Annotated in this window: 25 protein-coding genes; 8 read left to right on the top strand and 17 right to left on the bottom strand. The window is 41.3% G+C overall.

Annotated elements, in window-relative coordinates; all coding sequences use genetic code 11:
- Positions 1-29 precede the first annotated feature (29 nt).
- Both apbC and AC4MCD_RS03440 read right to left on the bottom strand, forming a co-directional pair.
- Positions 30-1,289: an iron-sulfur cluster carrier protein ApbC gene (apbC, locus tag AC4MCD_RS03445; RefSeq protein WP_419374742.1), complete on the bottom strand. Its 1,260-nt coding sequence runs from the start codon at positions 1,287-1,289 to the stop codon at positions 30-32.
- Between the two features lie 288 nt (positions 1,290-1,577).
- Entirely contained in the window at positions 1,578-2,381 is an 804-nt protein-coding gene (locus AC4MCD_RS03440) for a hypothetical protein (RefSeq protein WP_419374741.1), read from the bottom strand.
- Between the two features lie 314 nt (positions 2,382-2,695).
- Between AC4MCD_RS03440 and metG the strand changes: the two genes are divergently transcribed.
- Both metG and AC4MCD_RS03430 read left to right on the top strand, forming a co-directional pair.
- Positions 2,696-4,756, top strand: coding sequence for a methionine--tRNA ligase (gene metG, locus AC4MCD_RS03435; RefSeq protein WP_419364599.1), 2,061 nt, complete (start codon positions 2,696-2,698; stop codon positions 4,754-4,756).
- Between the two features lie 196 nt (positions 4,757-4,952).
- Positions 4,953-5,309 (top strand): hypothetical protein, encoded by a 357-nt coding sequence (locus AC4MCD_RS03430; RefSeq protein WP_034170100.1) that lies wholly within the window; start codon positions 4,953-4,955, stop codon positions 5,307-5,309.
- Between the two features lie 65 nt (positions 5,310-5,374).
- Here the strand turns inward: AC4MCD_RS03430 and AC4MCD_RS03425 are convergent, their stop codons facing one another.
- Entirely contained in the window at positions 5,375-5,491 is a 117-nt protein-coding gene (locus AC4MCD_RS03425; RefSeq protein WP_373683639.1) for a hypothetical protein, read from the bottom strand.
- Between the two features lie 267 nt (positions 5,492-5,758).
- On the opposite strand from AC4MCD_RS03425, the gene AC4MCD_RS03420 reads away from it, so the two are divergent.
- Both AC4MCD_RS03420 and AC4MCD_RS03415 read left to right on the top strand, forming a co-directional pair.
- Positions 5,759-6,739 (top strand): MBL fold metallo-hydrolase, encoded by a 981-nt coding sequence (locus AC4MCD_RS03420; RefSeq protein WP_419374740.1) that lies wholly within the window; start codon positions 5,759-5,761, stop codon positions 6,737-6,739.
- Between the two features lie 424 nt (positions 6,740-7,163).
- The gene (locus AC4MCD_RS03415; RefSeq protein WP_419374739.1) at positions 7,164-8,351 is read left to right on the top strand and encodes an ammonium transporter; all 1,188 of its coding nucleotides are present in this window, start codon (positions 7,164-7,166) and stop codon (positions 8,349-8,351) included.
- Between the two features lie 62 nt (positions 8,352-8,413).
- Here AC4MCD_RS03415 and AC4MCD_RS03410 read toward each other — a convergent pair whose 3' ends face one another.
- Together AC4MCD_RS03410 and AC4MCD_RS03405 are read right to left on the bottom strand one after the other, a co-directional pair.
- Positions 8,414-9,037 carry a LysE family translocator gene (locus tag AC4MCD_RS03410; protein WP_004785033.1) on the bottom strand — a complete coding sequence of 208 codons (624 nt, stop codon included), beginning with the start codon at positions 9,035-9,037 and terminating at the stop codon, positions 8,414-8,416.
- A 102-nt stretch (positions 9,038-9,139) separates the two neighbouring features.
- The gene (locus AC4MCD_RS03405; protein WP_419364608.1) at positions 9,140-9,325 is read right to left on the bottom strand and encodes an NF038215 family lipoprotein; all 186 of its coding nucleotides are present in this window, start codon (positions 9,323-9,325) and stop codon (positions 9,140-9,142) included.
- 178 nt (positions 9,326-9,503) lie between these two features.
- Here AC4MCD_RS03405 and AC4MCD_RS03400 point away from each other — a divergent pair, with 178 nt between their 5' ends.
- Positions 9,504-10,364 (top strand): 1-aminocyclopropane-1-carboxylate deaminase/D-cysteine desulfhydrase, encoded by an 861-nt coding sequence (locus AC4MCD_RS03400; RefSeq protein ID WP_419374738.1) that lies wholly within the window; start codon positions 9,504-9,506, stop codon positions 10,362-10,364.
- 24 nt (positions 10,365-10,388) lie between these two features.
- Here AC4MCD_RS03400 and AC4MCD_RS03395 read toward each other — a convergent pair whose 3' ends face one another.
- The gene (locus AC4MCD_RS03395; protein WP_004785040.1) at positions 10,389-10,712 is read right to left on the bottom strand and encodes a DUF4870 family protein; all 324 of its coding nucleotides are present in this window, start codon (positions 10,710-10,712) and stop codon (positions 10,389-10,391) included.
- A 188-nt stretch (positions 10,713-10,900) separates the two neighbouring features.
- Here AC4MCD_RS03395 and AC4MCD_RS03390 point away from each other — a divergent pair, with 188 nt between their 5' ends.
- On the top strand, positions 10,901-12,100 hold the full coding sequence (locus AC4MCD_RS03390) for a BaiN/RdsA family NAD(P)/FAD-dependent oxidoreductase (RefSeq protein WP_491876580.1): 1,200 nt from the start codon (positions 10,901-10,903) through the stop codon (positions 12,098-12,100).
- A gap of 34 nt (positions 12,101-12,134) precedes the next feature.
- On the opposite strand, the gene AC4MCD_RS03385 is transcribed toward AC4MCD_RS03390, so the two are convergent.
- The 4 genes from AC4MCD_RS03385 to AC4MCD_RS03370 form a co-directional block, all read right to left on the bottom strand.
- Positions 12,135-12,287 carry a hypothetical protein gene (locus tag AC4MCD_RS03385; RefSeq protein ID WP_491876579.1) on the bottom strand — a complete coding sequence of 51 codons (153 nt, stop codon included), beginning with the start codon at positions 12,285-12,287 and terminating at the stop codon, positions 12,135-12,137.
- Between the two features lie 129 nt (positions 12,288-12,416).
- A complete protein-coding gene (locus AC4MCD_RS03380; protein ID WP_179992650.1) occupies positions 12,417-12,584 on the bottom strand; it encodes a hypothetical protein in 168 nt (55 codons plus the stop codon).
- Positions 12,585-12,651: 67 nt separating this feature from the next.
- On the bottom strand, positions 12,652-14,487 hold the full coding sequence (locus AC4MCD_RS03375; protein ID WP_419374736.1) for a mechanosensitive ion channel: 1,836 nt from the start codon (positions 14,485-14,487) through the stop codon (positions 12,652-12,654).
- Between the two features lie 198 nt (positions 14,488-14,685).
- Positions 14,686-15,039: a hypothetical protein gene (locus AC4MCD_RS03370; protein ID WP_491876578.1), complete on the bottom strand. Its 354-nt coding sequence runs from the start codon at positions 15,037-15,039 to the stop codon at positions 14,686-14,688.
- Between the two features lie 407 nt (positions 15,040-15,446).
- Between AC4MCD_RS03370 and AC4MCD_RS03365 the strand changes: the two genes are divergently transcribed.
- The gene (locus AC4MCD_RS03365) at positions 15,447-15,869 is read left to right on the top strand and encodes a hypothetical protein (RefSeq protein WP_005237048.1); all 423 of its coding nucleotides are present in this window, start codon (positions 15,447-15,449) and stop codon (positions 15,867-15,869) included.
- 312 nt (positions 15,870-16,181) lie between these two features.
- Here the strand turns inward: AC4MCD_RS03365 and AC4MCD_RS03360 are convergent, their stop codons facing one another.
- On the bottom strand, positions 16,182-16,943 hold the full coding sequence (locus AC4MCD_RS03360; protein WP_491876577.1) for a ferredoxin--NADP reductase: 762 nt from the start codon (positions 16,941-16,943) through the stop codon (positions 16,182-16,184).
- 85 nt (positions 16,944-17,028) lie between these two features.
- Between AC4MCD_RS03360 and gigC the strand changes: the two genes are divergently transcribed.
- Complete coding sequence (gene gigC / locus AC4MCD_RS03355; RefSeq protein WP_180070824.1) at positions 17,029-17,907, top strand: LysR family transcriptional regulator GigC; 879 nt, start codon at positions 17,029-17,031, stop codon at positions 17,905-17,907.
- 45 nt (positions 17,908-17,952) lie between these two features.
- On the opposite strand, the gene AC4MCD_RS03350 is transcribed toward gigC, so the two are convergent.
- The 6 genes from AC4MCD_RS03350 to nuoN all read right to left on the bottom strand — a co-directional run bounded on the left by AC4MCD_RS03350 (position 17,953) and on the right by nuoN (position 23,203).
- On the bottom strand, positions 17,953-18,534 hold the full coding sequence (locus AC4MCD_RS03350) for a cold shock domain-containing protein (protein WP_180159266.1): 582 nt from the start codon (positions 18,532-18,534) through the stop codon (positions 17,953-17,955).
- A gap of 103 nt (positions 18,535-18,637) precedes the next feature.
- Positions 18,638-19,789, bottom strand: a complete 1,152-nt coding sequence (locus AC4MCD_RS03345) for an IS4-like element ISAbe18 family transposase (RefSeq protein ID WP_058951619.1) — start codon at positions 19,787-19,789, stop codon at positions 18,638-18,640.
- Between the two features lie 158 nt (positions 19,790-19,947).
- Positions 19,948-20,313 (bottom strand): hypothetical protein, encoded by a 366-nt coding sequence (locus AC4MCD_RS03340; RefSeq protein WP_419375235.1) that lies wholly within the window; start codon positions 20,311-20,313, stop codon positions 19,948-19,950.
- Between the two features lie 207 nt (positions 20,314-20,520).
- The gene (locus AC4MCD_RS03335) at positions 20,521-20,814 is read right to left on the bottom strand and encodes a cold shock domain-containing protein (protein ID WP_419364623.1); all 294 of its coding nucleotides are present in this window, start codon (positions 20,812-20,814) and stop codon (positions 20,521-20,523) included.
- Positions 20,815-20,899: 85 nt separating this feature from the next.
- Positions 20,900-21,535, bottom strand: a complete 636-nt coding sequence (gene upp / locus AC4MCD_RS03330) for a uracil phosphoribosyltransferase (RefSeq protein WP_004785068.1) — start codon at positions 21,533-21,535, stop codon at positions 20,900-20,902.
- Positions 21,536-21,658: 123 nt separating this feature from the next.
- Positions 21,659-23,203, bottom strand: a complete 1,545-nt coding sequence (nuoN, locus tag AC4MCD_RS03325) for an NADH-quinone oxidoreductase subunit NuoN (protein ID WP_004785070.1) — start codon at positions 23,201-23,203, stop codon at positions 21,659-21,661.
- Positions 23,204-23,205 lie beyond the last annotated feature (2 nt).

Here is a 23,205-nt window from a genome sequence, read left to right as displayed (position 1 = left end):
CTCGGCTCTCTTTTTTTCACTATAGAATCTTAGAAAATACGAGTTTTATCTTTTTCTGCTTTTGGCAATTTTGCTGCAATTTTCTGAGCAATGGCCATATAACTTTCAGCAGCATCATCTCCAGCAATCACTGAAGGCTTACCGGCATCGGCATTTTCACGAATCACTGCATTCAAAGGCAAACGACCGAGCAATGGAATATTGTATTGCTCTGACAGTTTATCACCGCCGCCTGTACCAAAGATCTGTTCTTCGTGACCGCAATTTGAACAGATATGGGTAGACATGTTTTCGACTACACCCATCACTGGAATCTGCACACGATTGAACAGTTCAATGCCTTTGGTCGCATCCAGCAATGCCACGTTTTGTGGTGTGGTGACGATCACAGCACCTGTGACTGGAATACGCTGAGCGAGCGTTAACTGGATATCACCTGTACCTGGTGGCATGTCGATCATCAATACATCCAGATCTGGCCATAAGGTTTGATTGAATAGCTGCATCAAGGCGCCCGTTGCTTTAGGACCTCGCCAAGCAACGGGCGTATTGTTATCACCCGTTAAGTGCCCAATTGACAGCACTGCCATACCATACGCATCGAGTGGAACAAACTGCTCGGCTTCGATCATCGGGGTTTTGCCGGCATTGCCGAGCATCGTCGGAATACTTGGACCATAAATATCTGCATCCAGTACACCCACTTTCAAACCTATTTTTTGCAAAGCCAAAGCCAGATTCACAGTCGTTGTAGATTTACCGACACCACCCTTGCCTGAAGAGACCAGAATGACATTCTGAATACGTGGATGCTTCGGCACATCACGTTGCTGTGGAGCAGCTTTCTGGATCGGTGGATTATTTGGGTCAGCTTCTGCTTGGGCTGCATGACCTGAAGCATCAACTACAGGTGGCAGGTTCGATTTTGAGGCAGCAGTTTGCGGCTGGCTGGAATAGCTCTCACCTTCCGCATGATGATGTCCACAACCGCCTTCTTTCTTATGACCCATCTTTTGCTGAATCACATGCAGGTTTAGTTCTTTGATGCCGCATTTCTCTAGCGCATCCGCCAGTTCATCATGAATCTGCTGTAACTGCTCTTTTTCTTCCGAATAAGTATTAATGGTGATTTGCAGAATCTCACCTTGCACATTGACCTGAGTAATCCGGTCTTTCAGTGCATTGGTAGAATTTGGCAAGATATAGTTTTGCAGTACGTTTTGCACAGCTTCTTCGTTCACCTCCTTGGAAGGCGAAAAAACCGATTTAAGCGAAGAAAGCCAGGACATAGGTTACTCCAAAAATATAGATAGACATCTGAATAGCTTAGTTTAACGAGGTTTTTAGCTCAGGTTAAGTAATCTGTATTCACAAGCCCAAAAGACAAATATGATTTCCAACTATTTTACTGGGTTTTAAAGGGTTACAGGGAAGAAAATTTATAAAGTGAACATCATCTCTTATTTATTACTTTATATTATTGATATTTAAAATTTTAAATAAAATTAACTAGATAGTATGCATTAAAAAGCCACTTCATTCAAAGGCTGAATGAAGTGGCTTTCAACATGAAATGATTATTTATGATTTTTATCTTGATCGGTCTTGTTTTGCCCAGATTGATCAGCTTTATCCTGATCCTTTTTAGCATCATCTTTATTATTGGTCTGATCTGAATTTTGGTCCTTATCCTTAGCCTCTTTAGATGAAGAATCCTGATCCTGCTTTTTAGAATCATCTGACTGAGACTGGTCATCGCCTTTCATTTTGGTCATGGTTTCAGCCGCCATCTGTTTTAACTCATTCAGTTTCGTAGCAGCTTCATTCACCAACTCACTAATTTTGACTTTGGTATCTTCAAACTTGTGCAGCGCTTCATCTTTTAAATTTGCCATACGATCCTGGTCAGCCTGATTTGCTGATTTATCTCCAGAACTTTGATCTTGAGCCTTTTTCGAATCATCTGAACCTTGCTCGCCATTTTTCTGGCTGTCTGATTTGCCATTTTTTAGCTCATTCAGAATCTTCTCGCCTTTTTGCAACAGCTCTTCACCGATTGCGATGGCTTTCGCTTTTAAGTCATCCATTTTGGTACTTTCAGCTTTTCTATCTGATTGATTACCATGATTAGATTGGTCATTTTTAGACGCATCTTTTTGCTCTGATTGCTGATTACCAGATGCTTTAGAGTCTTGCTGATGATCAGACTTTTCATCAGCACCATTTTTTTGGGCTTCTAGGACTTCTTCATGCTTCTGCTTATGCTGTTTATCAATCTCGTTCTGCTTTTGCTCTTGTTCAATCTTGTCATGCAGCTCTCGTGCATGTTGTTCTTTATCTTGATTCTGTTTTGAAGTACTTGTCTGGTTATTCTGAGTCATGAGTACCCCCCTAAGGCGTCATAATAAAAAAGATCAGCCAAATTTTTAGCACAAAGCACGCAATGACGTAGGTGAATTAAGCAAACTGCAACAAAGCCTGTACATGTTGTTGCTATTGCTTGCAGGAAGTAGCATCAACTTATCTCAACCGAATTTTTAAGGGTCAATTACCCGTCTATAGCCTGTTTTTGTATTCTGAATATTCAGCCTGATTTATTCCTAACGCTTCTGTAAAAGCATTTCTTTGTAATCCCTTCTGCATCATGTAAAATTATGGTCCATTGCATAATGAATACGAATGAGAGAGTGAATCCGTGCGTAAAATCCTAGTCACCAATGCCCTTCCTTACGCCAATGGCCCGATTCATATGGGTCACTTACTCGGCTATATCCAGGCTGATATATGGGTACGTGCGATGCGTGCAATGGGTCATGACGTGACGTATGTCTGTGCGGATGATGCTCATGGTACAGCGATCATGCTGCGTGCTGAGGCAAATGGCATTTCACCTGAAGCACAGATCGCCAATGTGCAAAAAGAACACATTCGTGACTTTGACGGTTTCGGTGTGCATTTCGATCATTATGACTCTACCCACAGTGATACCAACCGCGCCCGCGCTTCAGAAATCTATATCAAAAACCGTGAAGCCGGCAATATCGCAGTTCGCCCTGTAACTCAGTTATTTGATCCTGAAAAAGGCATGTTCCTGTCAGACCGTTTTATTAAGGGTACATGCCCAAAATGTAAGGCGGAAGATCAATACGGCGATTCATGTGAAGTTTGCGGTACAACTTACAACGCGACTGAATTATTAAATCCAAAATCGACTTTAAGCGGCGCGACTCCTGTTGAGAAATCTTCGGATCATTACTTCTTTAAACTGCCAAATTTTGGTGAATACCTGCAAAAATGGACCCGTGACGAAGGCCGTCTACCCGTATCTATCGCCAACAAACTGGATGAATGGTTTGACAATGGCTTGAATGACTGGGACATCTCACGTGATGCACCGTATTTCGGCTTTGAAATTCCAGATGCGCCAAACAAATATTTCTATGTGTGGGTGGATGCGCCAATCGGCTATATGTCGAGCTTCGAGAATTACATCAAAACTAAACGTCCTGATTTAAGCTTCGATGATTTTTGGAAAAAAGATTCTAAAAATGAAGTCTATCACTTCATTGGTAAAGACATCGTTTACTTCCATGCCCTGTTCTGGCCTGCAATGCTGGAAGGTGCAGACTACCGCACCCCAACCGGTTTATTCGTGAATGGCTTCCTGACTGTGAATGGTCAGAAGATGTCGAAATCACGTGGTACCTTCATTAAAGCTGAAACTTATTTACAGCATTTAAACCCTGAATACCTGCGTTATTACTTTGCTTCTAAACTTTCTGACAAGGTAGAAGACTCTGACCTGAATCTGGATGATTTCGTTCAGAAAGTGAATTCGGACCTTGTAGGTAAAGTAGTTAATATTGCCAGCCGTTGTGCAAAATTCATCAATACCAAGTTTGATAACAAGTTAAGTGCAACTTGTGCCGAGCCTGAACTGGTTCAAAGCTTTATTGATGCTGGCGATTCGATTGCCAAAGCTTATGAAACTCGTGAATTCTCGGCAGCGATCCGTGAAATCATGGCGCTTGCAGATAAAGCCAACCAGTACATCGATGAGAAAAAACCTTGGGCTTTAGCGAAAATCGAAGGCGAAGAACAGCAAGTTCATGACGTGTGTTCTGTGGGTATCAACCTGTTCCGTCAATTGGCTGTGTATTTAGCTCCAGTCCTTCCAACTTTGGCTGCTCAAGTTCAGGACTTCCTTACACTGGCTTCTTTCGACTTTTCTTCTCGTACAGACATCTTAACTGGTCATGAAATTGCATTGTTCCAGCCATTGATGCAACGTGTTGATCCGAAAGCTGTGGCTGCAATGGTCGATGCCTCTAAAGATTCTTTAGCTGCGCCTGCTGCTGAAGCACCGAAAGCTGAGAAGAAAAAAGAGAAAGCCAAAGAGAAGAAAGCTGAACCTAAAGTAGGCGAAGCTGAAATCATCACCATTGATGACTTCATCAAAGTTGACCTGCGTGTAGCGGAAGTTCTAGAAGCTGCAATCGTTGAAGGTTCTGATAAACTTCTTCAATTGACTTTAAATGTCGGTGAAGCTGAACCACGTAACGTATTTAGCGGTATCCGTGAGTTCTATAAACCGGAAGATCTGAAAGGCAAACTGGTGGTGATGGTCGCTAACCTTGCTCCACGTAAAATGCGTTTTGGTATCTCAAACGGTATGGTACTTGCGGCTGGTAATGGCGAAGGTGTTTGGGTGATTTCACCTGAATCTGGCGCTAAACCGGGTGATAAAGTGTCTTGAGATTTAGGTCTTAGATAGAAGAAGAGCCTCTACTGATGTAGGGGCTTTTTACTTAGTCTAATAAAATAATACTCAGCCAATAAAAGTTCTTCATCTTTAATTTTTTTACCATTTATACAATTTATTTTCTTGTTTTTAAAAAATATATCTATAGAATTTAAACGCTTTTTTATTTTTAGAATTATTCGGGGTAAACATGAAAAAATTACTAGTTTCAGCTTTAGCAGCATCAACAATTCTATTCACAGGATGTTCAGTTCGTATGGCTGATATGACTGTAGCTTCAACGAAAAACTTCAACCTAAACTCAACTCAGTTCGTTAAAGGCGAACGCGTTAAAGGCGAAGATAAAGTTCCAGTAATTTTATTCCCTTTAGGTATTCCTAATTTCAAAACAGCAGTAGATCGTGCAATTGAAAAAGATCGTTGTGCAGTAGCACTTTCTGATGTAGTCATCACTCAACTAAATCAAGCATTTCTTGTAGGTCAAATTGGCTATCGCGTAGAAGGCACTCAAATTATTGACCGTTCTCAGCCTGAATGCAGTAAATAATTGCTTATTAAAAAAGCCTCTATCTTTAGAGGCTTTTTTAGGTCAATCAATAAATCAAATAGCACTTATTTATCAAGGAAAAATTCCCAGATGACATAGCCAATGCCGAAGCCCAGCAATGAATATAAGGTAATAATGAAAAATACAAATGCTGCATTATTTTTCTTTTTCCAAAAACTCATAGCGATACCCAAGGCTGTTTGCAATACCCCATGTTAACGGGCTTTTTTATAAAAGTGAAATTTATCTAAGTAATTTATTTATAAAAATATTTTTAGATAAAAAATCTTTTATTTCCTTAAAAAATCAATATACAGATTCAAACTGAATATCTAGTACAGATAGCGAATTCTTTTTCTCTCTTTAAAAAATGGTAAATATTTTTATATTCTATTTTCATGCTTTACATGCTAATACATAGCATAAACTTCACAACCATAAGAATTGCCATGAATATTTTAAGGACATCCCTTCTCACTTCTTTACTTTCATTTTCTGTTTTAGGTGTAAGTGTGAGTCAGGCTGCTGAATCTGCACCGATTACTTCACAAAAACAAGTCGCTGGCTACTACCATCACCAAATTGGTAATACTCAGATTACTGCCCTGCTCGATGGTACAAACTACTTAAATCCATCGATGTTTAAAGGCCTAAGTGATATAGAAAAAACTGAGATTTTAAAGAAATATCATGCCGATCAAGCCAAAGGTATACAAACTTCAGTCAATGCCTACCTAATTAATACAGGCAATCAATTGCTCATGGTGGATAGCGGTGCTGCAAGTTGCTTTGGTGCACACTTAGGGTCAATTTATAACAACCTCAAAGCATCAGGTTATCAGCCTGCACAGGTGAGTGATATTTTTTTGACTCATCTACACCCTGACCATGTCTGTGGCATTTCAAATGACGGCGCAGCAAATTATCCAAATGCCACCTTACATATTTCCAAAACCGAATATGACTACTGGCTGAGTCCAAATACCGTCAAAAAACTACCAAAAGACCAGCAGGAAGGTTTCTTGGGCACCGTAGAGAAAATTAAAGCAGCCCTTGCACCCTATGAAAAAGCTAAAAAAGTGAAAGTTTTTTCTGATAAATCTTTAGCCTTTGGTAGGGTCGAGTTTAAGCCATCCTTTGGTCATACCCCAGGGCATTACAGCTTTAAACTCAAATCCGATGGTCAAGAAGTGGTTTTTGTCGGTGACATCGTCCATTCACATACCTTGCAATTCGACAAACCTGAAACGGCCATAGAATTCGATGTTGATCCTAAAACTGCGGTAGAAACCCGTTTAAAGCATTTTGCTGAATATGCCAAGCAAGGTCAGACCATTGCAGCGCCACATTTACCATTCCCGGGAATCGGTCATATTTACTCGAAAGATGGAAAGAGCTATCAGTGGATTCCTGTGCATTTTAAAGATTAATTGAATACTTCAGAGATTTTAGCTCCAGATGAAACCCTAATTCTTTAGGGTTTTATTTGTTGGAGATATAGCTAATCAATGGTCTATATAACTTCTAAAATTTAAAATCATCTTTCACTTAATTTTTTTAAATTTTTTCTTAAAAATCCTTTCACTTTTCATGTGCACCTTTAGCACACATTTTTAACACGCCATTTTCGGTGATAAAGCTAAATATCTAAAAAACAAAATATAAATTTAAATTTTATCTTTTCTTATGATGTCTTAGTTTGGTGCATAAAATTCTATTGTGCTTTATATCGAGTCTTGTCAGTTTCAAGAAATTCTTTATCAAAATTTCCCTTGTTAGTAACTCTTTTCGAATCAGTTTGCCTCTATATACTGGATTTCTTTTGTGATTCTATGCACTAAATTGGAACGCACAATGCAAAATATAGACTTATTATTTCTCCTTCTCGGTGCAGTTCTAGTGCTTGCCATGCATGCAGGATTTGCATTTTTAGAACTAGGGACAGTTCGCCATAAGAATCAGGTCAATGCCTTAAGTAAAATTCTCACTGACTTTTCCCTATCCGCCATCGCTTACTTTCTGGTGGGCTATTATATTGCCTATGGTCAGCATTTTTTCCACGATGCCTCTACTCTAGCAGCCGATCATGGTTATAACCTGATGCGTTGTTTCTTCCTGCTGACCTTTGCCGCAGCTATTCCTGCGATTATCTCAGGGGGAATTGCGGAACGTGCCAAAATGCGTTCGCAGGCCTTAGCGACTTTATTTCTAGTGGCTCTGATCTATCCATTTTTTGAAGGGATGATCTGGAATGGCAACTTTGGTTTTCAGGACTGGTTGGCAAATAAATTCGGTGCCAGCTTCCACGATTTTGCTGGCTCTGTGGTCGTGCATGGCATGGGGGGCTGGATTGCTCTGGCTGCGGTCGTTTTACTTGGCGCACGTAATGGACGCTATAAAAATGATGGCCGGATTACTGCACATCCACCATCATCCATCCCCTTTCTAGCTTTAGGCTCATGGATTCTGATTGTCGGCTGGTTTGGCTTTAATGTTATGAGTGCACAGCGCCTGGATGCCATTTCCGGACTGGTTGCAATTAACTCTTTAATGGCGATGGTCGGTGGAACCATTGCGGCAAAAGTAGCCGGTAAAGATGACCCAGGCTTCTTGCACAACGGGCCATTAGCCGGACTGGTTGCCATCTGTGCAGGTTCTGATGTGGTACATCCACTGGGTGCATTATTTATCGGAATCAGCGCAGGCGTGATTTTTGTGAAACTCTTCACCTATACCCAAAATAAACTCAAAGTTGATGATGTATTAGGGGTCTGGCCTTTGCATGGTGTATGCGGTGCTTTTGGTGGAATTGCTGTCGGTGTATTCGGTCAGCAATGGCTCGGAGGCATGGGCGGTGTTTCTATCATTTCACAATTATTCGGTACAGTTCTGGCGATTATAGTGGCTCTGGCAGGTGGATTCCTGATTTATGGTCTGCTGAAAGTATTGATCGGTATTCGTCTGAGTCAGGAAGAAGAATTTACCGGTGCGGATTTATCTATTCACCGGATCTCGGCTAATTCCGAAGAGAATATTTTTTAAGCACCAAATTAAAAAAGCCCCGAATCATCGGGGCTTTTTTATAGTCTGCGATAATTGGAAAATTACTTCATCCCGAAGATCAGCTTTAAGCCAAGTACGGTCATAACCGCCCCTGCTGCACGGTCAAAGCCAGCTTTAAACTTCAAATATACTCGACGTGGCTTTTCAGCAGAAAGTGCAACGGCCACCAGTGAACACCAGCCCGCATCAATAAAGAAACATAAAACCGGCAATACAAAGTAAAAGTAAGTTGGAATTTCTTTTGGTAAAAGAGCAGTAAAAATACTGGCCAATACAATGGCAATTTTTGGGTTAGATAATTGGGTAATCAAACCTGTCATATAGGCACGACGTAAGGACATCTGAGTTTGACTGTCATCGCCTGCATCGATCGGTTCTTTGGCATGCTTGATAATTTTAAAAGCCAACCAGAGCAGATATAAACCACCACAAATTTTAAGAGCCAGATAGGCAGACGGCACAGCCAGCAAGAATGCCTGTAAACCTAGGACTGCAAGTAGGCCAAAAATAGCCGCCCCTGTTCCGGTACCTAAAGCTGTAAATAAACCATGCTTACGTGAGATCGCAATTGAATTTTTCGCTACATAAATAGAAGTCGGTCCTGGGCTCATTGCACCTAACATGAGGGCAAAGGCAATTGAACCTAAAATCCAAAATGATTCCACGTGACCATCCAAACTTAAAATGAATGGCTTATTTTAAGTAAAAATAATTTATTTTGCTTTAATATTTCTACACAAATGATGCAATATTTGTGCGAAATCCGGCTATTTCTTCAGTTGGTCTTGAGCGGTGAGAGATGAATCAAGCATCTTATAATCATGGTCATGCACCGGCACTCCGCCAATGATCATGCTTCGTGTATCAGTTTTAGGTTTATTCAGCGGGTCATCACAGCCAGATAAGCCTACTAAGAGCAATCCACTTAAAATCGCACAGGATAGTATTTTCATTATTCTATCCTCCTCTAAGTTCCCTATCAGATTCAGATTAGCAAATTTGTTTAAATTTTCAGCATATGAATTGTGACAATCTACGAAATTTTATTCTTAGTTTAAGGAGCTCATGATTCTGCCATCCTGCTGATTCTATTTCGCTATAATTTGCTCATTCTTAGCTTATGAAAATACCATGTTTGAAAAAATTGCCCAGCATATTCCAGACCAGCGCATCTGGCTGAAAGACAGGCTTGTAACCATACGCCGTCTGGATCTAGTACATCCGCAAATATCAGGCAATAAATTTTTTAAACTGAAATACAATTTTCTGGAAGCACAGCAACTTGGCTTTAAAAAGCTGCTGACTTTTGGTGGCGCTTATTCCAATCATATTGCCGCAACGGCGTTTGCAGCCCGGCAGTTTGGCTTTGAGAGTGCCGGTATTATTCGGGGTGAGGAACTGGCCCATCAGCCTTTAAATCCTACTTTAACGTTGGCACGACAATTCGGCATGCAACTGCATTTTGTGAGTCGTGAAGAATATCGACGTAAACAGGACGCTGATTATTTAGAAGCATTAGCACAAAAGTTCCCTGCACATTACATCATTCCTGAAGGTGGTACTAATGCATTGGCGATTCGGGGATGTCAGGAGATTCTAAAAGATGGCGATGCACAGTTTGACGTCATCTGCTGTGCTGTAGGCACGGGTGGTACGATTACAGGTTTGATTGAAGCCAGCCATCCTCAGCAACAGGTATTAGGATTTTCTGCCTTAAAAGGCGACTTCCTGAATGAGGAGGTGGCTAAGCTGACCACGAAAAGAAACTGGTCCATTCTCGATGATTATTGTTGCGGTGGTTATGCCAAAACCACTCCTGAACTGATCCAGTTTATACAGCACTTTGAAGCTGAATATGATATTCCCTTAGAGCAGATTTATACGGGAAAAATGCTGTTGGGAATTTCTGACCTGATTAAAACAGGTTATTTCCCAGCAGAAAAAAAACTGCTGATCCTGCATACCGGTGGACTACAAGGTCGAAATATTTAACTCGCTTAAAGTTCTGATCGAAACTTAAATGCCTATCGGATTATTTTCATTGAGTGCAATCAGCCCTTTGACCAGTCGATAGACATGCCAGACAAAGACCAGAAAAATAATCACAAAACCGATCAGAATTACGGTGAGCAGCCCACCCAGAATATAACCCAGCAAGCTGAACCAGAAAGTTTTAATCTGCCAGTCCACATGACTTTCTAGCCAGGTGCCCCGCATTTCATCACGTTTAATATAATTCATGATAATAGCGATTAATGGGGTTATTCCCAGGAAAAAACCCAGTAGATGAAGAATATAGCTGATCAGATTATATTGTTTGTATGCTGCTGTATCCGTCATAGATTATTCCTTTCATTGTGATTATTTTTTAGGCATGACAAAACTATGCATGAATCCACCAGCTGCTTCAAATTATTTATGATAAATATTCGCTAATACGTTGTAATTCGGGCAGCGCCCTTCAGGAATAGACAAAGCTGAAATAAAATTGTCTATAATGCTCCCCTTTCTTCTCCCTTGAGTGTGTCATGTCTGTTCAGCAATACGATGTTTTGGTCATAGGTGCAGGTGCATCAGGTTTAATGACGGCCTATATGGCAGCACAACGTGGTCGTAAAGTCGTAGTCGTTGAAAAAGCCAATAAGGTGGGTAAGAAAATCCTGATGTCCGGTGGTGGCAAATGCAATTTCACCAACCTCTATGTCGAACCTGAAAATTTCATCTCGCACAATCCGCATTTTGTGATTTCAGCACTGAGCCGCTATACCAATTGGGATTTTATTGGCTTGGTCTGCGAATATGGCATCGAGTATGAAGAACGTAAACATGGACAGCTATTTACCTTAAATGGTGCCAAAGAAATTCTGGCGATGTTGCTGTCCGAATGTGACAAGACCGGTCTGGTCGAGATCAAAACTAATTGCGAAGTGAAAGCCGTCAATACTGTGGACGATCAAGGATTTCAGGTAGCCACTTCTTTAGGATATTTTGAAGTGGAATCGGTTGTGGTTGCTTCAGGTGGCCTGTCTATTCCAACCTTAGGCGGTTCAGGTATCGGCTATGAGATAGCCAAACAGTTTGGACATCATGTCTATCCAACCCGTGCCGGTCTGGTGCCGTTTACTTTCTCGGATAGTTTCAAGGAAATCACCACCCGTCTGAGCGGTAATGCAGTTGAAGCCACGCTGTCTAATGACCTAAACAGTTTTACTGAAGCCCTGCTGTTTACCCATCGTGGTCTGAGCGGTCCTAGCTCGCTACAACTGTCAAATTACTGGGATGTTGGCCAAAGCTTTAAGGTCGACTTTCTGCCAAGTATCGACCTGTTTGATTTCTTTAAAGCTAAAAAACAGAGCCAACCTAAGGTTTTGCTACGTACACTATTGACCGAACATTTACCGAAAAGTGTAGTACTAGAATTACAGAATCTGATCTGGACTGAAGTAGCTGAAACATCCATTGGCAATATCAGTGATGACAAACTGGAACAGATTGCCAAACGTTTAAGTGGCTTTGAACTGAAGCCTTCTGGAACTGAAGGTTACCGTACAGCCGAGGTGACTTTGGGCGGCGTAGATACAACCGAAGTTTCATCTAAAACAATGGAAAGCAAAAAGCAGAAAGGCTTGTATTTTGTGGGTGAGATACTGGATGTGACTGGTCATTTGGGAGGTTTTAACTTCCAATGGGCATGGTCATCAGCACATGCCGCATCGGAATATGTTTAATACAAAGATGATCTAGGAAAAGAAAATACTACGCTTATTCCAGATAATCCGTTTTAAACAGGCTGAGATTGGCCGTATTTTCTAAACGGTCAATCGTCAGTTGCATTTTCTGAGCCGCTTCCTGCAGATGTAAGGGTACTTGACCTGCCATAGGCGCCATGAATTTATGCTGCAATGTTTTCCACATCTTATTGATCTCCTTTTTCTTTATATTTTTAATGCAAGAAAAATACCAAAATCATTTTAGTATTCACTTGAATATTCTATATTTTAAAAAAAAGAAATTCTATGTGTAGTGACTGAGCAGTATTCTGGCTTAGTTAAATTCGTCTGGATCAGGTATTTTCTTATCCAGCTCTTTTTCAGCCTGCTCATCCTGTTTGCTTTTCACAAAGACAAATCGATAAGCAGCCGTGAAAAAGCCAATGGTAATGCCTGCTATCACTAAGGGTGCTAACAGATTATTCGGTTTCTTGGCATTCATTCAGATTTCCTCAGAATTAAAAAAATCGACCACTCAAGCGTGGCCGATTTTGTTTAAATAGAACAGGTTAATTCGGGTCATCTTTTTTTGGATGACTATCGACATCCGGTTCTTCTTCACCTGTAGAACCAAATGGATTATTTGCTGGTGGATGAGTTGGATCAACTTGAAGCGAATCCGGTACAGCCTGATCGACATCTGGTGTCACCTGATCTACACCTGAAGCTTCATCATCCTGTGGTGCAGTGGTCAATGTTGCTGGCGTACTATTGGATAAATTGGTACGCATTGGCGCATTGTCATCTTGTGATTGATCTTGATTCGGCACAATATTTTCTCCTGTCGTTGAACTGCCTGCACCTGTAGTACCACTGACATCAGCACCTAAGCCTGAAGTCATGATATTGGTTTCATTTTTCAAAGGATTCGGTTCTTTAGCTTCTCGTTTAGCTTTATCGATCAAATCAGTCAGTACACGTTCTGCTGGTTGACGGCCACCGAGACCAAAGGCCAAGGCAAATGCTACTGCAACCGCACCCAAAGTTAAACCGAACGCCAGATTCACAATCGAGTCAGCAATGCCCATGGCACGTAGACCCATCGCAATGACCAGACCCATGATCAGTACACGAACCAGGTTCGCTAACCAGCGTGAACTGTTGTATTCACCACGTTGCACAATGTTGGCAACCACATTGGCCAGCCAGAAGCCGATCACCAGGATCACAGCACCTAGCAGGATGTTTGCACCGAAGTAGATGAACATCGCAATCAGGCCACTCACCTGTTCAAAGCCTAAACGGTCCGCAGCTTCAGAAACTGCAAATAGCATGGTAAACAGTACAATCAGGTAACCCACCAGACTTGATAGTTTGGTTTTGCCCAAGAAGCGTTGTAGATCCAGTTTGGCTGGAACCTCATCTATGCCTGTTCCGGCAACGACTTCAGTCACCAGACGTGCTACCAGTCTAGACACCACATAAGCCAGAATCAGAATCAGTGCAGCTGCAATGATATTTGGAATGGCATTCATGATCTCATACAGCATTGCAGTTGCTGGTTGAGAAATTGCTTCAATACCCAGTGCTTCAAATGCAATGATTAATGACGTAATAATTACGACTGCAAAGATGAATGAACCAATCAGTTGAGCGACATTCGAGTTTTTGAAAATGCCGACTTTTTCAGCTTGATGTTGAATATTCAGGCTGTTGAGCAAACCTTCAACTATACCGCGAACGATTTTTGCCAGAATGTATCCGACAAATACAATAACTGCAGCAATGAAGATATTAGGCAGATAACTTACGACATCCGTCAGCATGTTCTGCACAGGCAGTAATAAACCATGTAGACCTAGAATCGACAAGACAATTGGCAAGAACAGCAGTAAAATCAGCCAGTAAACAATTTCACTGATATTTTGGCTAATCGGGCTGACACCGACTTCAGCACTCAGCTTTTCATCCAGCTGGGTGCGATCAAGCATTTTTTGCAAGCCGACTTTGACCAGATTCGCCACAATCCATCCAATAAAGGCTACAGCAACAGCCGCCAGCAATTGTGGAATAAAGAGCAGGACCTGCTGGATCATATTACTGAACGGTCCACTCACTGCTGTCAGATTCAGTACGTTAAGCGCACCGATGACTGCAATAATCAGAATAATCCAGAACACAACACGAGCGATAATACTCTCGACATTAGAGCGATGTCCTGTCGCTGCATTTAAGTGTGTATTGGTCCCTAGTTTTTGCAAGATTTTTTTAACACCTGCCGAGACGAGTAATGCAATAATCCAACCTAGGACTAATATGGCAATTGCACTAAGAATTGGATGAAACTGATCCCAGTAGTACATGGCATCATAGCCACCACGTGGGCCTCTCATATAATCATTCATGTTTTCTGCCCTCTTTGTTATTACGCTATTTATCTGAATTCACGAGCTTATTTTTGAAATCTTCAGCTCTTTCCGATTGCTTATAAAGCTTAGACTTCCTGTGCTTAGCTTGCCTGGAGATACAGAACTTTGAAAAACATCACCACCTATTGCAAAAAAGCCCTAGTCATGAACCAGAGATTTTTTTAATAATTCCAATTATTGGGTGGCCTGTTGAACATCAGTTGCAGTAGCTTCTGCTATATCTTGTGACATTTCGCCTACAGTGGCTGTTGCTTCTGTCATCGCATCATCTGCGGTAGCCATTGCTTCATTGCTTTCACCGCCTGGAGTAGTCGCCGGACTAGCATTATTGGCAGGGGCTTCAGTCGCTGGTACTGGTGTATTAGGCTGGGTCGCAGGCGCATCTGGCTTCATATCTGCAAACATATAGAACAGGACTGCCAGTAAAAAGATACCGACCAAAATCAGGATATAGACAGGAATGCGCTTCTTCTGCGTAATTGCTGCCTGATCATGTAAAGGTGGTTTTTTATTAAAATCATCAACCATGACCATTCTCACTCTTTCTTATTCATAAGTAGATTTTTATCATAACAAGCAGTTATCACAGCTTCTGTGACAAAAGATGGTGAGATAGTGAATGGATGTAAGTTATATGTATGAGTCTGATGAACTTGGTATTAGTTTCAAAAAGAGGTATTTTCTGGCCTGAATATACTATGCTTTTATGGTTAGATAATCTCTTCCCAGACAGTTGATGCTGGCGGTTTTTAGCTGATTTATCAGGAATTAAATCGTCTATAAAATAAATAATATACCACTATGATTTTATTAAATTTTAAGCACATTTTAAGTGGGCTAAAACATGCTGTAAAAATACCGTTTTTCAATATACCTGCTACTTTGCGCAAAATACGTTATAATTATCCACCTTATTTTTCATGCACCCGAGTTTTATGGCGTATCGTCAACAGAGTGTATCGCTTGATCTTGACACTGACGTCACACATCAATGTGCTTTGCACTACACTCGTGATCAGCATCTGATTGGAATCATTGAATTTAGCAAACCGAGCTTTATGCTACGCTGGCAGGATCTGGAATATTTCCGCCGCCGTACTGAAGAAATGTCGGTGATGCCTTTTCCGGACTGCATTAATGCCATGGTCATTGATGTACGGAATGTTGCGGCCTGGCTAGATAATGACGTTCCGATTATTCCATGGCGCCTACTGGAAGAAGATTGTCCGGTACGTTTAGTTGTGCCTGCGGATCGAATCGAACATTATGCCGGTTTCTTTGAGCCGACCTGGTTAACGACCGATACAGATACTGCCATTCAGGAAATCCGTGACTTTATGGATATGTTTGTTCACTAATATGACAGTATGAAAAAAACCTCCATGACGGAGGTTTTTTTGTACCTAAAAAAATAAAAGTCCCCCTTTAACAAAGGGAGATTTAGGGGGATTCTTTTTAACTTGAAAATATTTTCAGTTTTAATCCATTTCTAATTTAAAGAAGGATGTAACTCCCTTTCCTTTTAAGCGATGAGCAGCACTGCTGCGCAAGGGAGAGGTAAAAGCCCCTCCTTTGCAAAGGAGGGGTTGGGGAGGATTCAAGAACTGACAAATAATCTAACTTCAATCCCTCCTAACCTCCCTTTTAGAAAGGGAGGAACTCTAAAGGAATTACCAATAATTCTCTACCGCAATATTTCCTTCACCACGGCGGTTCATGGTCAGACCACGTGCTTTTAGCGCTTCTTTGGTATCTTCGACCATTTCCGGGTTACCACAGAGCATCACATGACTGGTTTCAGGATTAAGCTGGAGTCCTGCTACCCGTTCAAGTTCCCCATTTTCAATCAAGATCGGTAAACGATGGTGAAGTGCTGCTTCAGGATCACGGGTAATAATTGGAATAAATTTAAAACCTGTATGACCTTCGCCAAAGCTCTCGGCAATTTCCTGAATACGGTCGACATAAGCCAGTTCGTCTTGCGTACGGACGCTATAAACCAGGTTAATATGTTTATATTTATTCCAGGTCTCAAAGTCTTGCAGCATGGATAAAAATGGTGCCAGACCTGTACCAGTGCCAAGCAGCCATAAATCTTGTGGCAATGGCAATTGATAACGCGCCAGAGTCAGATAGCCATAGGGAATTTTCTCTAAGTAGAGTTCATCACCTACTTTAAGATGTTGTAAATTCGAAGTAAATTTCCCTTCAGGAACCACAATCGAAAAAAATTCCAGCGTTTCATCAAATGGTGATGACACGACTGAATATGCCCGAACGACCAGTTCATCCCCCACTTTCAAGCCAATACGCGCAAACTGTCCTGCCGTAAACTTGAAATGCGCAGGTCTGGTCATGGTGAAACTAAACAGCGTATTGGTCCAACGGTGTACAGATAAAACCTTTTCTAAGCTAAATTTTTCAATAGACATGATTCAAACGTGGCATCAAAGACTATGCTCATGGTAGCATGACAGCATAATTTATTAATATTTTTTAAATGTTAAGGCTCTATTCATGCGCATGACTTTACGCCAGTTGGCTGTTTTTGTAGCAGTTGCTCAAGAAGGCACCGTCACCAAAGCCAGTGATGCAGTCAAACTCACCCAAAGTGCGGCGAGTATGGCTTTAGCAGATTTAGAAGATGGTCTTGGCGCGCCTTTATTCGACCGTCTTGGTAAGCGTTTACAGCTCAATGACTTAGGTCGTTTTCTTCTCCCGCAAGCTCTTGAAATCCTTGGCCGCTGTGAAGCTTTCGAGCAGGCAGCCAAAGGTGAACTGCAAAGCATTGACCTTCGTCTCGGTGCGACGCTGACCATTTCCGACTATCTGATGCCGGACCTGATGGCAGATTTCCTGAAAATTCAGCCACAGGCTCACTTGCAACTGCAGGTCGGCAATACCCGCCAGATGATCGAAGCCGTAAATCAGTTCCAGCTAGATTTGGCCCTGATTGAAGGTTCTTGCCATTTACCACAACTGCAATGTATTCATTGGCGCGATGATGAACTTGCAGTGTGCTGTGCACCGGATCATCCTCTGGCTCAGCTAAACCATCCGCTCACTGCTGAAGATTTTAAATCGGTTGAATGGATTTTACGTGAAGAAGGTTCAGGAACTCGTGAAGTCTTTGATAATGCCATTCTAAAAGATGTACCCGACGCCAATATCCGTCTGACATTAGGCCATAATGAAGCGATTCTGAAGATTGTGGCAGGTGGTTTAGGGATGTCCTGTATTTCCAAGCTGGCGATTGAACCTTTGCAGGAAAAAGGTCAACTGGTCATTCTGAATACTCCATTCTGGTCACTCACCCGTCCTTTATTTATGCTGGTACACCGCCAAAAATATCAAGGACCAGGTCTTAAAGCCTTTATGAAATTCTGTGAAGCATAAATTTCACTTTCAATAAAAAAAGCGCCTTTTGGCGCTTTTTTTTATTTACCGATGTCCAAATTGGCTTTCACATGGGATCCCATCGCCATCACCATCCATTTTGGTATTTGGACAATTTCTTAAAAAGTATAAAGCTTCTTCATATGAACTCATTTGACTACAATGCTGTCGTCCATCACAGCTAAAATTCTGCTGTACTTGTGGTTCTTCAACTATACGTTGCACTTCTACTGGCTGTATTCTGCTGCTTTGCCAATCCTGATATTTGTTATAAACCGCATAGGCTAAGCCAATCATAATTAGAAGTCCAATGTAAGTGCTAAAGCTACTTTTCTTCTCTTGAGATTGTTTTCGTTGAGTAATACGAGGCTTATTTTCTAATGCTCGTGACTGAGGCGTATGTCGAGGGGTTTCCGTTTTGAGATCCAAACGCACAATATTGTCTGCTTTAAACTTGCCTGCATCCTGTACTTTGAGAAACTTTAACCTTTCCCCAACTTTTGGTGGCACATTCTTATTTGGAAAGTCTTTAATATGGAAGAATAAATCTTTTGACTCACCCGCTATCTCAATAAAACCAAAACCTCGTTCTTCGTTATAGGTCTTGATCTTCCCCTCTAAAAACATAATTCACTCTATTGTTTGATATTTTTAACTATTGTATTCAAAAAGCGTTTTAAATTCTAAAAATAAAAAAGCACCGTAAGATGCATTGCTGTCCCACAATTTTTCATAAGAGGAAGCTCAAATGAGCTTCCTCTTGTTTTATGGGTATTTTATCGGGTGAAAATAAAGCTTTTAAAGTTCTTCTTTCAAACAAATTCACTTGAATTATTCTGAGTAAACGTTGAACTGTCCAACCTGTTTTTCCTAAATGTTGAGCGAAACTCACCAATAAATAGGCGATCATCGCAATCCAGATTTGTGTCTGAATTGCGTTCCTGCTGCGGCCTAGAAACGCTTTTAATTTGAGATTCTGCTTAATCGCCTTAAAGAACAGCTCAACTTTCCAACGATCTTTATAAATCGCCGCAATGGTGGAGGCGGCTAAATGAAAGTTATTGCTGAGAAAGCTAAAGTGCTTGCCACTTTGCTGATCTCTATATTCAATTCTTCTTAACACTGGGGCTTTTCTTTTTAGGGCATGTGCGCTATTCAGCTGAATGGTTTCATCTTTTAGAATACCTTTGGATTCAAGCACTGGATGTTGCTGGATCACCTGATACACAGATTTAGGCCTAAAACGTGTGACAAATCCAATGTTTTGAGCAGTCAGATTTGCATACCATTGGTAATCGACATAGCCTTTATCAAAAACTACAATGCTGCCAGCAGGAAACTGGAATTTGCGGCCTTGTACCATGTCATTTTCTTTGCCATTTTCAACTGCAACAAACTCAGGAATATCATTGCTGTGATTCAATCCTATACTGAGTTTCATGCTGGCTTTTGAGTCGTGAACTTTGGCCCATTCACATAAGGAAAGCGACAGGTCAATATGACTGGCATCCAAGGAATACAAGGGATTCTTAAAGCGAAATTTATGAGCGACTTTTGAGTGTTCATAGTATTTAAGCAACTTGTAAAATAGCTGTTGATACAAGGCAGCAGGCTGCTGCTCATTGATTCGTGCCAGCGTGCTTCGGGGAATAGACTTTGCTCCGAGATGACTTAGCTTTTCCTGTTGGCACTCCAAATTGGATTGAATATCTCTCAGACTTTGCCTACAAGAGAATTGAGACATCAATATGGCAATAAACTGATCCCACCGGGAAGCTGCTCTAAATTTCTGTCCAACATGGTGTACTTTAGCAAGTTGTTCAAAATCCTGTCGCACAACAGGTTTAATTAGCTCATGAAATACGGTATTCTGATGTGACAAAACCTGAATCCTGGTCGTTAAAGTGTTTGTTTGCACTCATATTTTAACTGTTAGGACTCAGGTTTTTTTATTTAAAGCAAACTATGGGACAGCAGTGCCGTAAGATGCTTTTTTTATTTGAAGGATGAGACAAATATCTTAATAAATGAGAACCTAACTTAAATTTCTCCAAAAATTATAAATCCAATCGCTGTTACCAGAATCAACCAGAGTGTGGGACTAAAGAAAATAGTATTGCGTGCCGGATTGACTATTGCAGAAGTAGAAGCTAGAGATGGTAATACAACTACTTCAGAAACGAACTCTTCCTGATGCTTGATATCCAGACGTACCATATTCTCCAGCTGAATCGTATTTTGCTCTTCAATGATTCTAAATTTAAGTCGTTCTCCGACTTGAGGCGCGATTTCAGGTGAAGGTAGTTGGTCTAACTGAAAATTAAGCTCCTGTGCATTATTTGACAGTTCAATACTCCCAGTCCCACGTACAGCATCATAGGTTTTAATTCTTCCATCTGTAAACATGATATGTGTCCCTAGATCATTCAACAGATGCGTAGTTTATATGGAAGGGATTAAAGGATATTGTTGAACTTTGGTGGGTATTTTATTGTTTTCACAACATTCTATAAGGTTCTGATTACACAAGATTCCTACAACTTACATAAACTTATAACTCGAATAAAAAAGAGGCTCTAGAGCCTCCTTTTGTATGTTTTTTCCAAGCAAAAATTAACGCTTTAAATTCGACAATAGTGCTGATGTAATCGAAGTATTGACTGCTACTGCTTTGGCTTTTTTGGCTTTCTTCGATTTATCTTCTACACGTTCAATTTTAATGGCTTTATAGCGATCACCATTTTGAACCACATTGAATTTTACCCGGTCGTTGCGCTTCGGCTCACCTGAATCTGTGGGGAAATCCGAGATATGAAAAAATACCTCACCTTCAGGTGAAGAAATAAAACCAAATCCTTTTTCTGGATTGTACTGTTTTACTTTTCCTTGGTATTGCTCGGAAGTCATAAACGTCCCCTACTCTGTATCTGTCAGTATTCAGTATATAAAAAAGAGGCTGTAAAAGCCCCTTTTCTGTTCATTTTCAAAAATATTAGTCTTTTTGAACTGAACCAAAAATCTTGTCACCCGCATCGCCCAAACCTGGAACGATGTAACCATTTTCATTCAAGCCATGATCAATCGCCGCAGTGAAAATCACCACATCTGGATGAGCTTCTTCAACACGCTTAATCCCTTCAGGTGCAGCAACCAATACCATCACACGAATATCTTTACAGCCGCTAGCTTTCAATACGTCAATCGCAGCTACCAGAGAAGAGCCAGTCGCCAGCATTGGATCAATGATCATAGCAAGACGGTTTTGTACATCTGGAACCAGTTTTTTATAGTAAGTACGTGCCTGTAGGGTTTCTTCATCACGTTCCAGGCCCAGTACAGAAACTTTGGCACTTGGAATCAGATTCAGGAAACCGTCCAGCATACCAATACCTGCACGTAGAATTGGCACAACAGTAATTTTCTTACCTGCAATACGGTCTACAGTCACCGGTCCGTTCCAGCCATCAATCTCATGTTCAACGACAGGAAGATCCTTGGTCGCTTCATAAGTCAAAAGCATAGTCACTTCCTGAGCAAGCTCACGGAAGTTCTTGGTACTAATGTCAGCACGACGCAGTAAACCGAGTTTATGTCGAATTAAAGGATGACGGATTTCATGGATTGCCACGGGAGAACACCTAGAAGGTTAAAGATAAATTTCCGCTATTATAAAGACTTTTCCGGATTTGTTTAACTAAAAAAGCCCCCAATCGTGGAGGCTTTTTTGTAATAACTTCAAACTTGCGCTGAATTAGTTAAAACCACTTTGAACCAAAGTGAAAATAAACTGTTGTAATTCAGGCGACATTGCGAAGAATGCATAGCGAGACAGTGCAATGATTGGATCCGGATAAACACCGATCACCAGTACCAGTAATGCAACGAGCAATACCATGATACCGCCGACTTTTTGACCCCAGTGATTTACAGCGTCAAGACGTGGTGTTTCTGGTGGAGTCATATACATGACAACCATCACACGCAGGTAGTAGTACAGACCAATACCTGAACCCAGGATGACCATCGCAGCAAGGAACCAAGACTCACCTGCTACCGCAGTTTTCACTACCAGGAACTTACCGATGAAGCCCGCTGTTAATGGAATACCTGCTAGAGACAGCATCATCACAGTTAATACAGCAGTCAATACTGGACGGCGCCAGAACAGACCGCGGTACTCCGCCAGGCTACCTGCTTCATCTGTATTGTTATACGGACTAGACATCAGCGTTACCACACCGAAAGCACCAATCGTAGTCAATACATACGTGATGATATAGACGTTTACACTTTCAAAAGTCGCGAAACCTTGAACCTGTAAAAAGTCAGTATTACGTGCAGATACGATCGCAACCAGTACGTAACCGAAGTGAGCAATTGAAGAGTATGCCAAGATACGTTTCAAGTTCACCTGTTTCACTGCAAGCAAGTTACCTACAATGATGGAAAGTACTGCAATCACGCTGATGATAGTTACGAAGCTATCTGACAGGATTAAGCCAGAAGACAATACATAACGTACGAACAGACCCAGCATTGCCACTTTAGACACAGTTGCAAGGAAAGTTGCAACTGGTGCTGGAGCACCTGCGTATACGTCTGGTGTCCATTTGTGGAATGGAGCCAGTGACAGTTTAAAGCCCACAGCGAATACGATCAGTGCCAGACCAATTACTACAGCAGGTTGACTGAATGCAGTTAACAGTTTGCCTGGTTCAGCGACAAAGCTTAGAGAACCTGTATATGCATAAACATATGCCATACCCATCAACAACATTGCAGATGCAGTTGCTGAAAGCACCAGATATTTCACACCTGCTTCAAGCGATTGAGAACGCTGATGTGTATACGCCAATAAGCCGTATACAGGGATCGACATGAGCTCAAGGCTAATGAAGAAAGATGCATAGTGAGAACTTGCCACCATCAGCATCGCACCCGCAACGGAGGTCAGCATCAGGATATACAGTTCTTCACGATTATCTTTATAGGTTTCAATATAAGCATGTGACAAGGTACTACACGCTAGTGCAGCCACAATAATCACAAACTGATACAGCATCGTAAACGGATCTACGAGGAACAGGTTCATTACATTAGCAGGTGCAAATTGACCCGCTAACAGAACGAACAGAATGTACAACGCCGCTAGGTTTAAACCAATGACTGTCGTAGTCGCAACTAAGTTATGGTTACGCTTAATTGCAGTAAGCAACATCACAACGATCGCAGTCAATGACACGATCATCACAGGTGCTAAAGGCATAAGCTCAGAAAAAGACATTGTGAAGTTCATGG

The organism is Acinetobacter sp. CAU_H_78 (assembly GCF_058599365.1).
Note: the sequence above shows the minus strand (reverse complement) of the source record. Positions and strands in the feature narration are given on the sequence as shown.

Excerpts from the sequence above, each read along its gene's own strand:
- apbC (WP_419374742.1), bottom strand. The coding sequence starts at position 1,289 with ATGTCCTGGCTTTCTTCGCTTAAATCGGTTTTTTCGCCTTCCAAGGAG.
- AC4MCD_RS03440 (WP_419374741.1), bottom strand. The coding sequence starts at position 2,381 with ATGACTCAGAATAACCAGACAAGTACTTCAAAACAGAATCAAGATAAA.
- AC4MCD_RS03430 (WP_034170100.1), top strand. The coding sequence starts at position 4,953 with ATGAAAAAATTACTAGTTTCAGCTTTAGCAGCATCAACAATTCTATTC.
- AC4MCD_RS03425 (WP_373683639.1), bottom strand. The coding sequence starts at position 5,491 with ATGAGTTTTTGGAAAAAGAAAAATAATGCAGCATTTGTATTTTTCATT.
- AC4MCD_RS03420 (WP_419374740.1), top strand. The coding sequence starts at position 5,759 with ATGAATATTTTAAGGACATCCCTTCTCACTTCTTTACTTTCATTTTCT.
- AC4MCD_RS03415 (WP_419374739.1), top strand. The coding sequence starts at position 7,164 with ATGCAAAATATAGACTTATTATTTCTCCTTCTCGGTGCAGTTCTAGTG.
- AC4MCD_RS03405 (WP_419364608.1), bottom strand. The coding sequence starts at position 9,325 with ATGAAAATACTATCCTGTGCGATTTTAAGTGGATTGCTCTTAGTAGGC.
- AC4MCD_RS03400 (WP_419374738.1), top strand. The coding sequence starts at position 9,504 with ATGTTTGAAAAAATTGCCCAGCATATTCCAGACCAGCGCATCTGGCTG.
- AC4MCD_RS03395 (WP_004785040.1), bottom strand. The coding sequence starts at position 10,712 with ATGACGGATACAGCAGCATACAAACAATATAATCTGATCAGCTATATT.
- AC4MCD_RS03390 (WP_491876580.1), top strand. The coding sequence starts at position 10,901 with ATGTCTGTTCAGCAATACGATGTTTTGGTCATAGGTGCAGGTGCATCA.
- AC4MCD_RS03385 (WP_491876579.1), bottom strand. The coding sequence starts at position 12,287 with ATGTGGAAAACATTGCAGCATAAATTCATGGCGCCTATGGCAGGTCAA.
- AC4MCD_RS03380 (WP_179992650.1), bottom strand. The coding sequence starts at position 12,584 with ATGAATGCCAAGAAACCGAATAATCTGTTAGCACCCTTAGTGATAGCA.
- AC4MCD_RS03375 (WP_419374736.1), bottom strand. The coding sequence starts at position 14,487 with ATGAATGATTATATGAGAGGCCCACGTGGTGGCTATGATGCCATGTAC.
- AC4MCD_RS03370 (WP_491876578.1), bottom strand. The coding sequence starts at position 15,039 with ATGGTTGATGATTTTAATAAAAAACCACCTTTACATGATCAGGCAGCA.
- AC4MCD_RS03365 (WP_005237048.1), top strand. The coding sequence starts at position 15,447 with ATGGCGTATCGTCAACAGAGTGTATCGCTTGATCTTGACACTGACGTC.
- AC4MCD_RS03360 (WP_491876577.1), bottom strand. The coding sequence starts at position 16,943 with ATGTCTATTGAAAAATTTAGCTTAGAAAAGGTTTTATCTGTACACCGT.
- gigC (WP_180070824.1), top strand. The coding sequence starts at position 17,029 with ATGCGCATGACTTTACGCCAGTTGGCTGTTTTTGTAGCAGTTGCTCAA.
- AC4MCD_RS03350 (WP_180159266.1), bottom strand. The coding sequence starts at position 18,534 with ATGTTTTTAGAGGGGAAGATCAAGACCTATAACGAAGAACGAGGTTTT.
- AC4MCD_RS03340 (WP_419375235.1), bottom strand. The coding sequence starts at position 20,313 with ATGTTTACAGATGGAAGAATTAAAACCTATGATGCTGTACGTGGGACT.
- AC4MCD_RS03335 (WP_419364623.1), bottom strand. The coding sequence starts at position 20,814 with ATGACTTCCGAGCAATACCAAGGAAAAGTAAAACAGTACAATCCAGAA.
- nuoN (WP_004785070.1), bottom strand. The coding sequence starts at position 23,203 with ATGAACTTCACAATGTCTTTTTCTGAGCTTATGCCTTTAGCACCTGTG.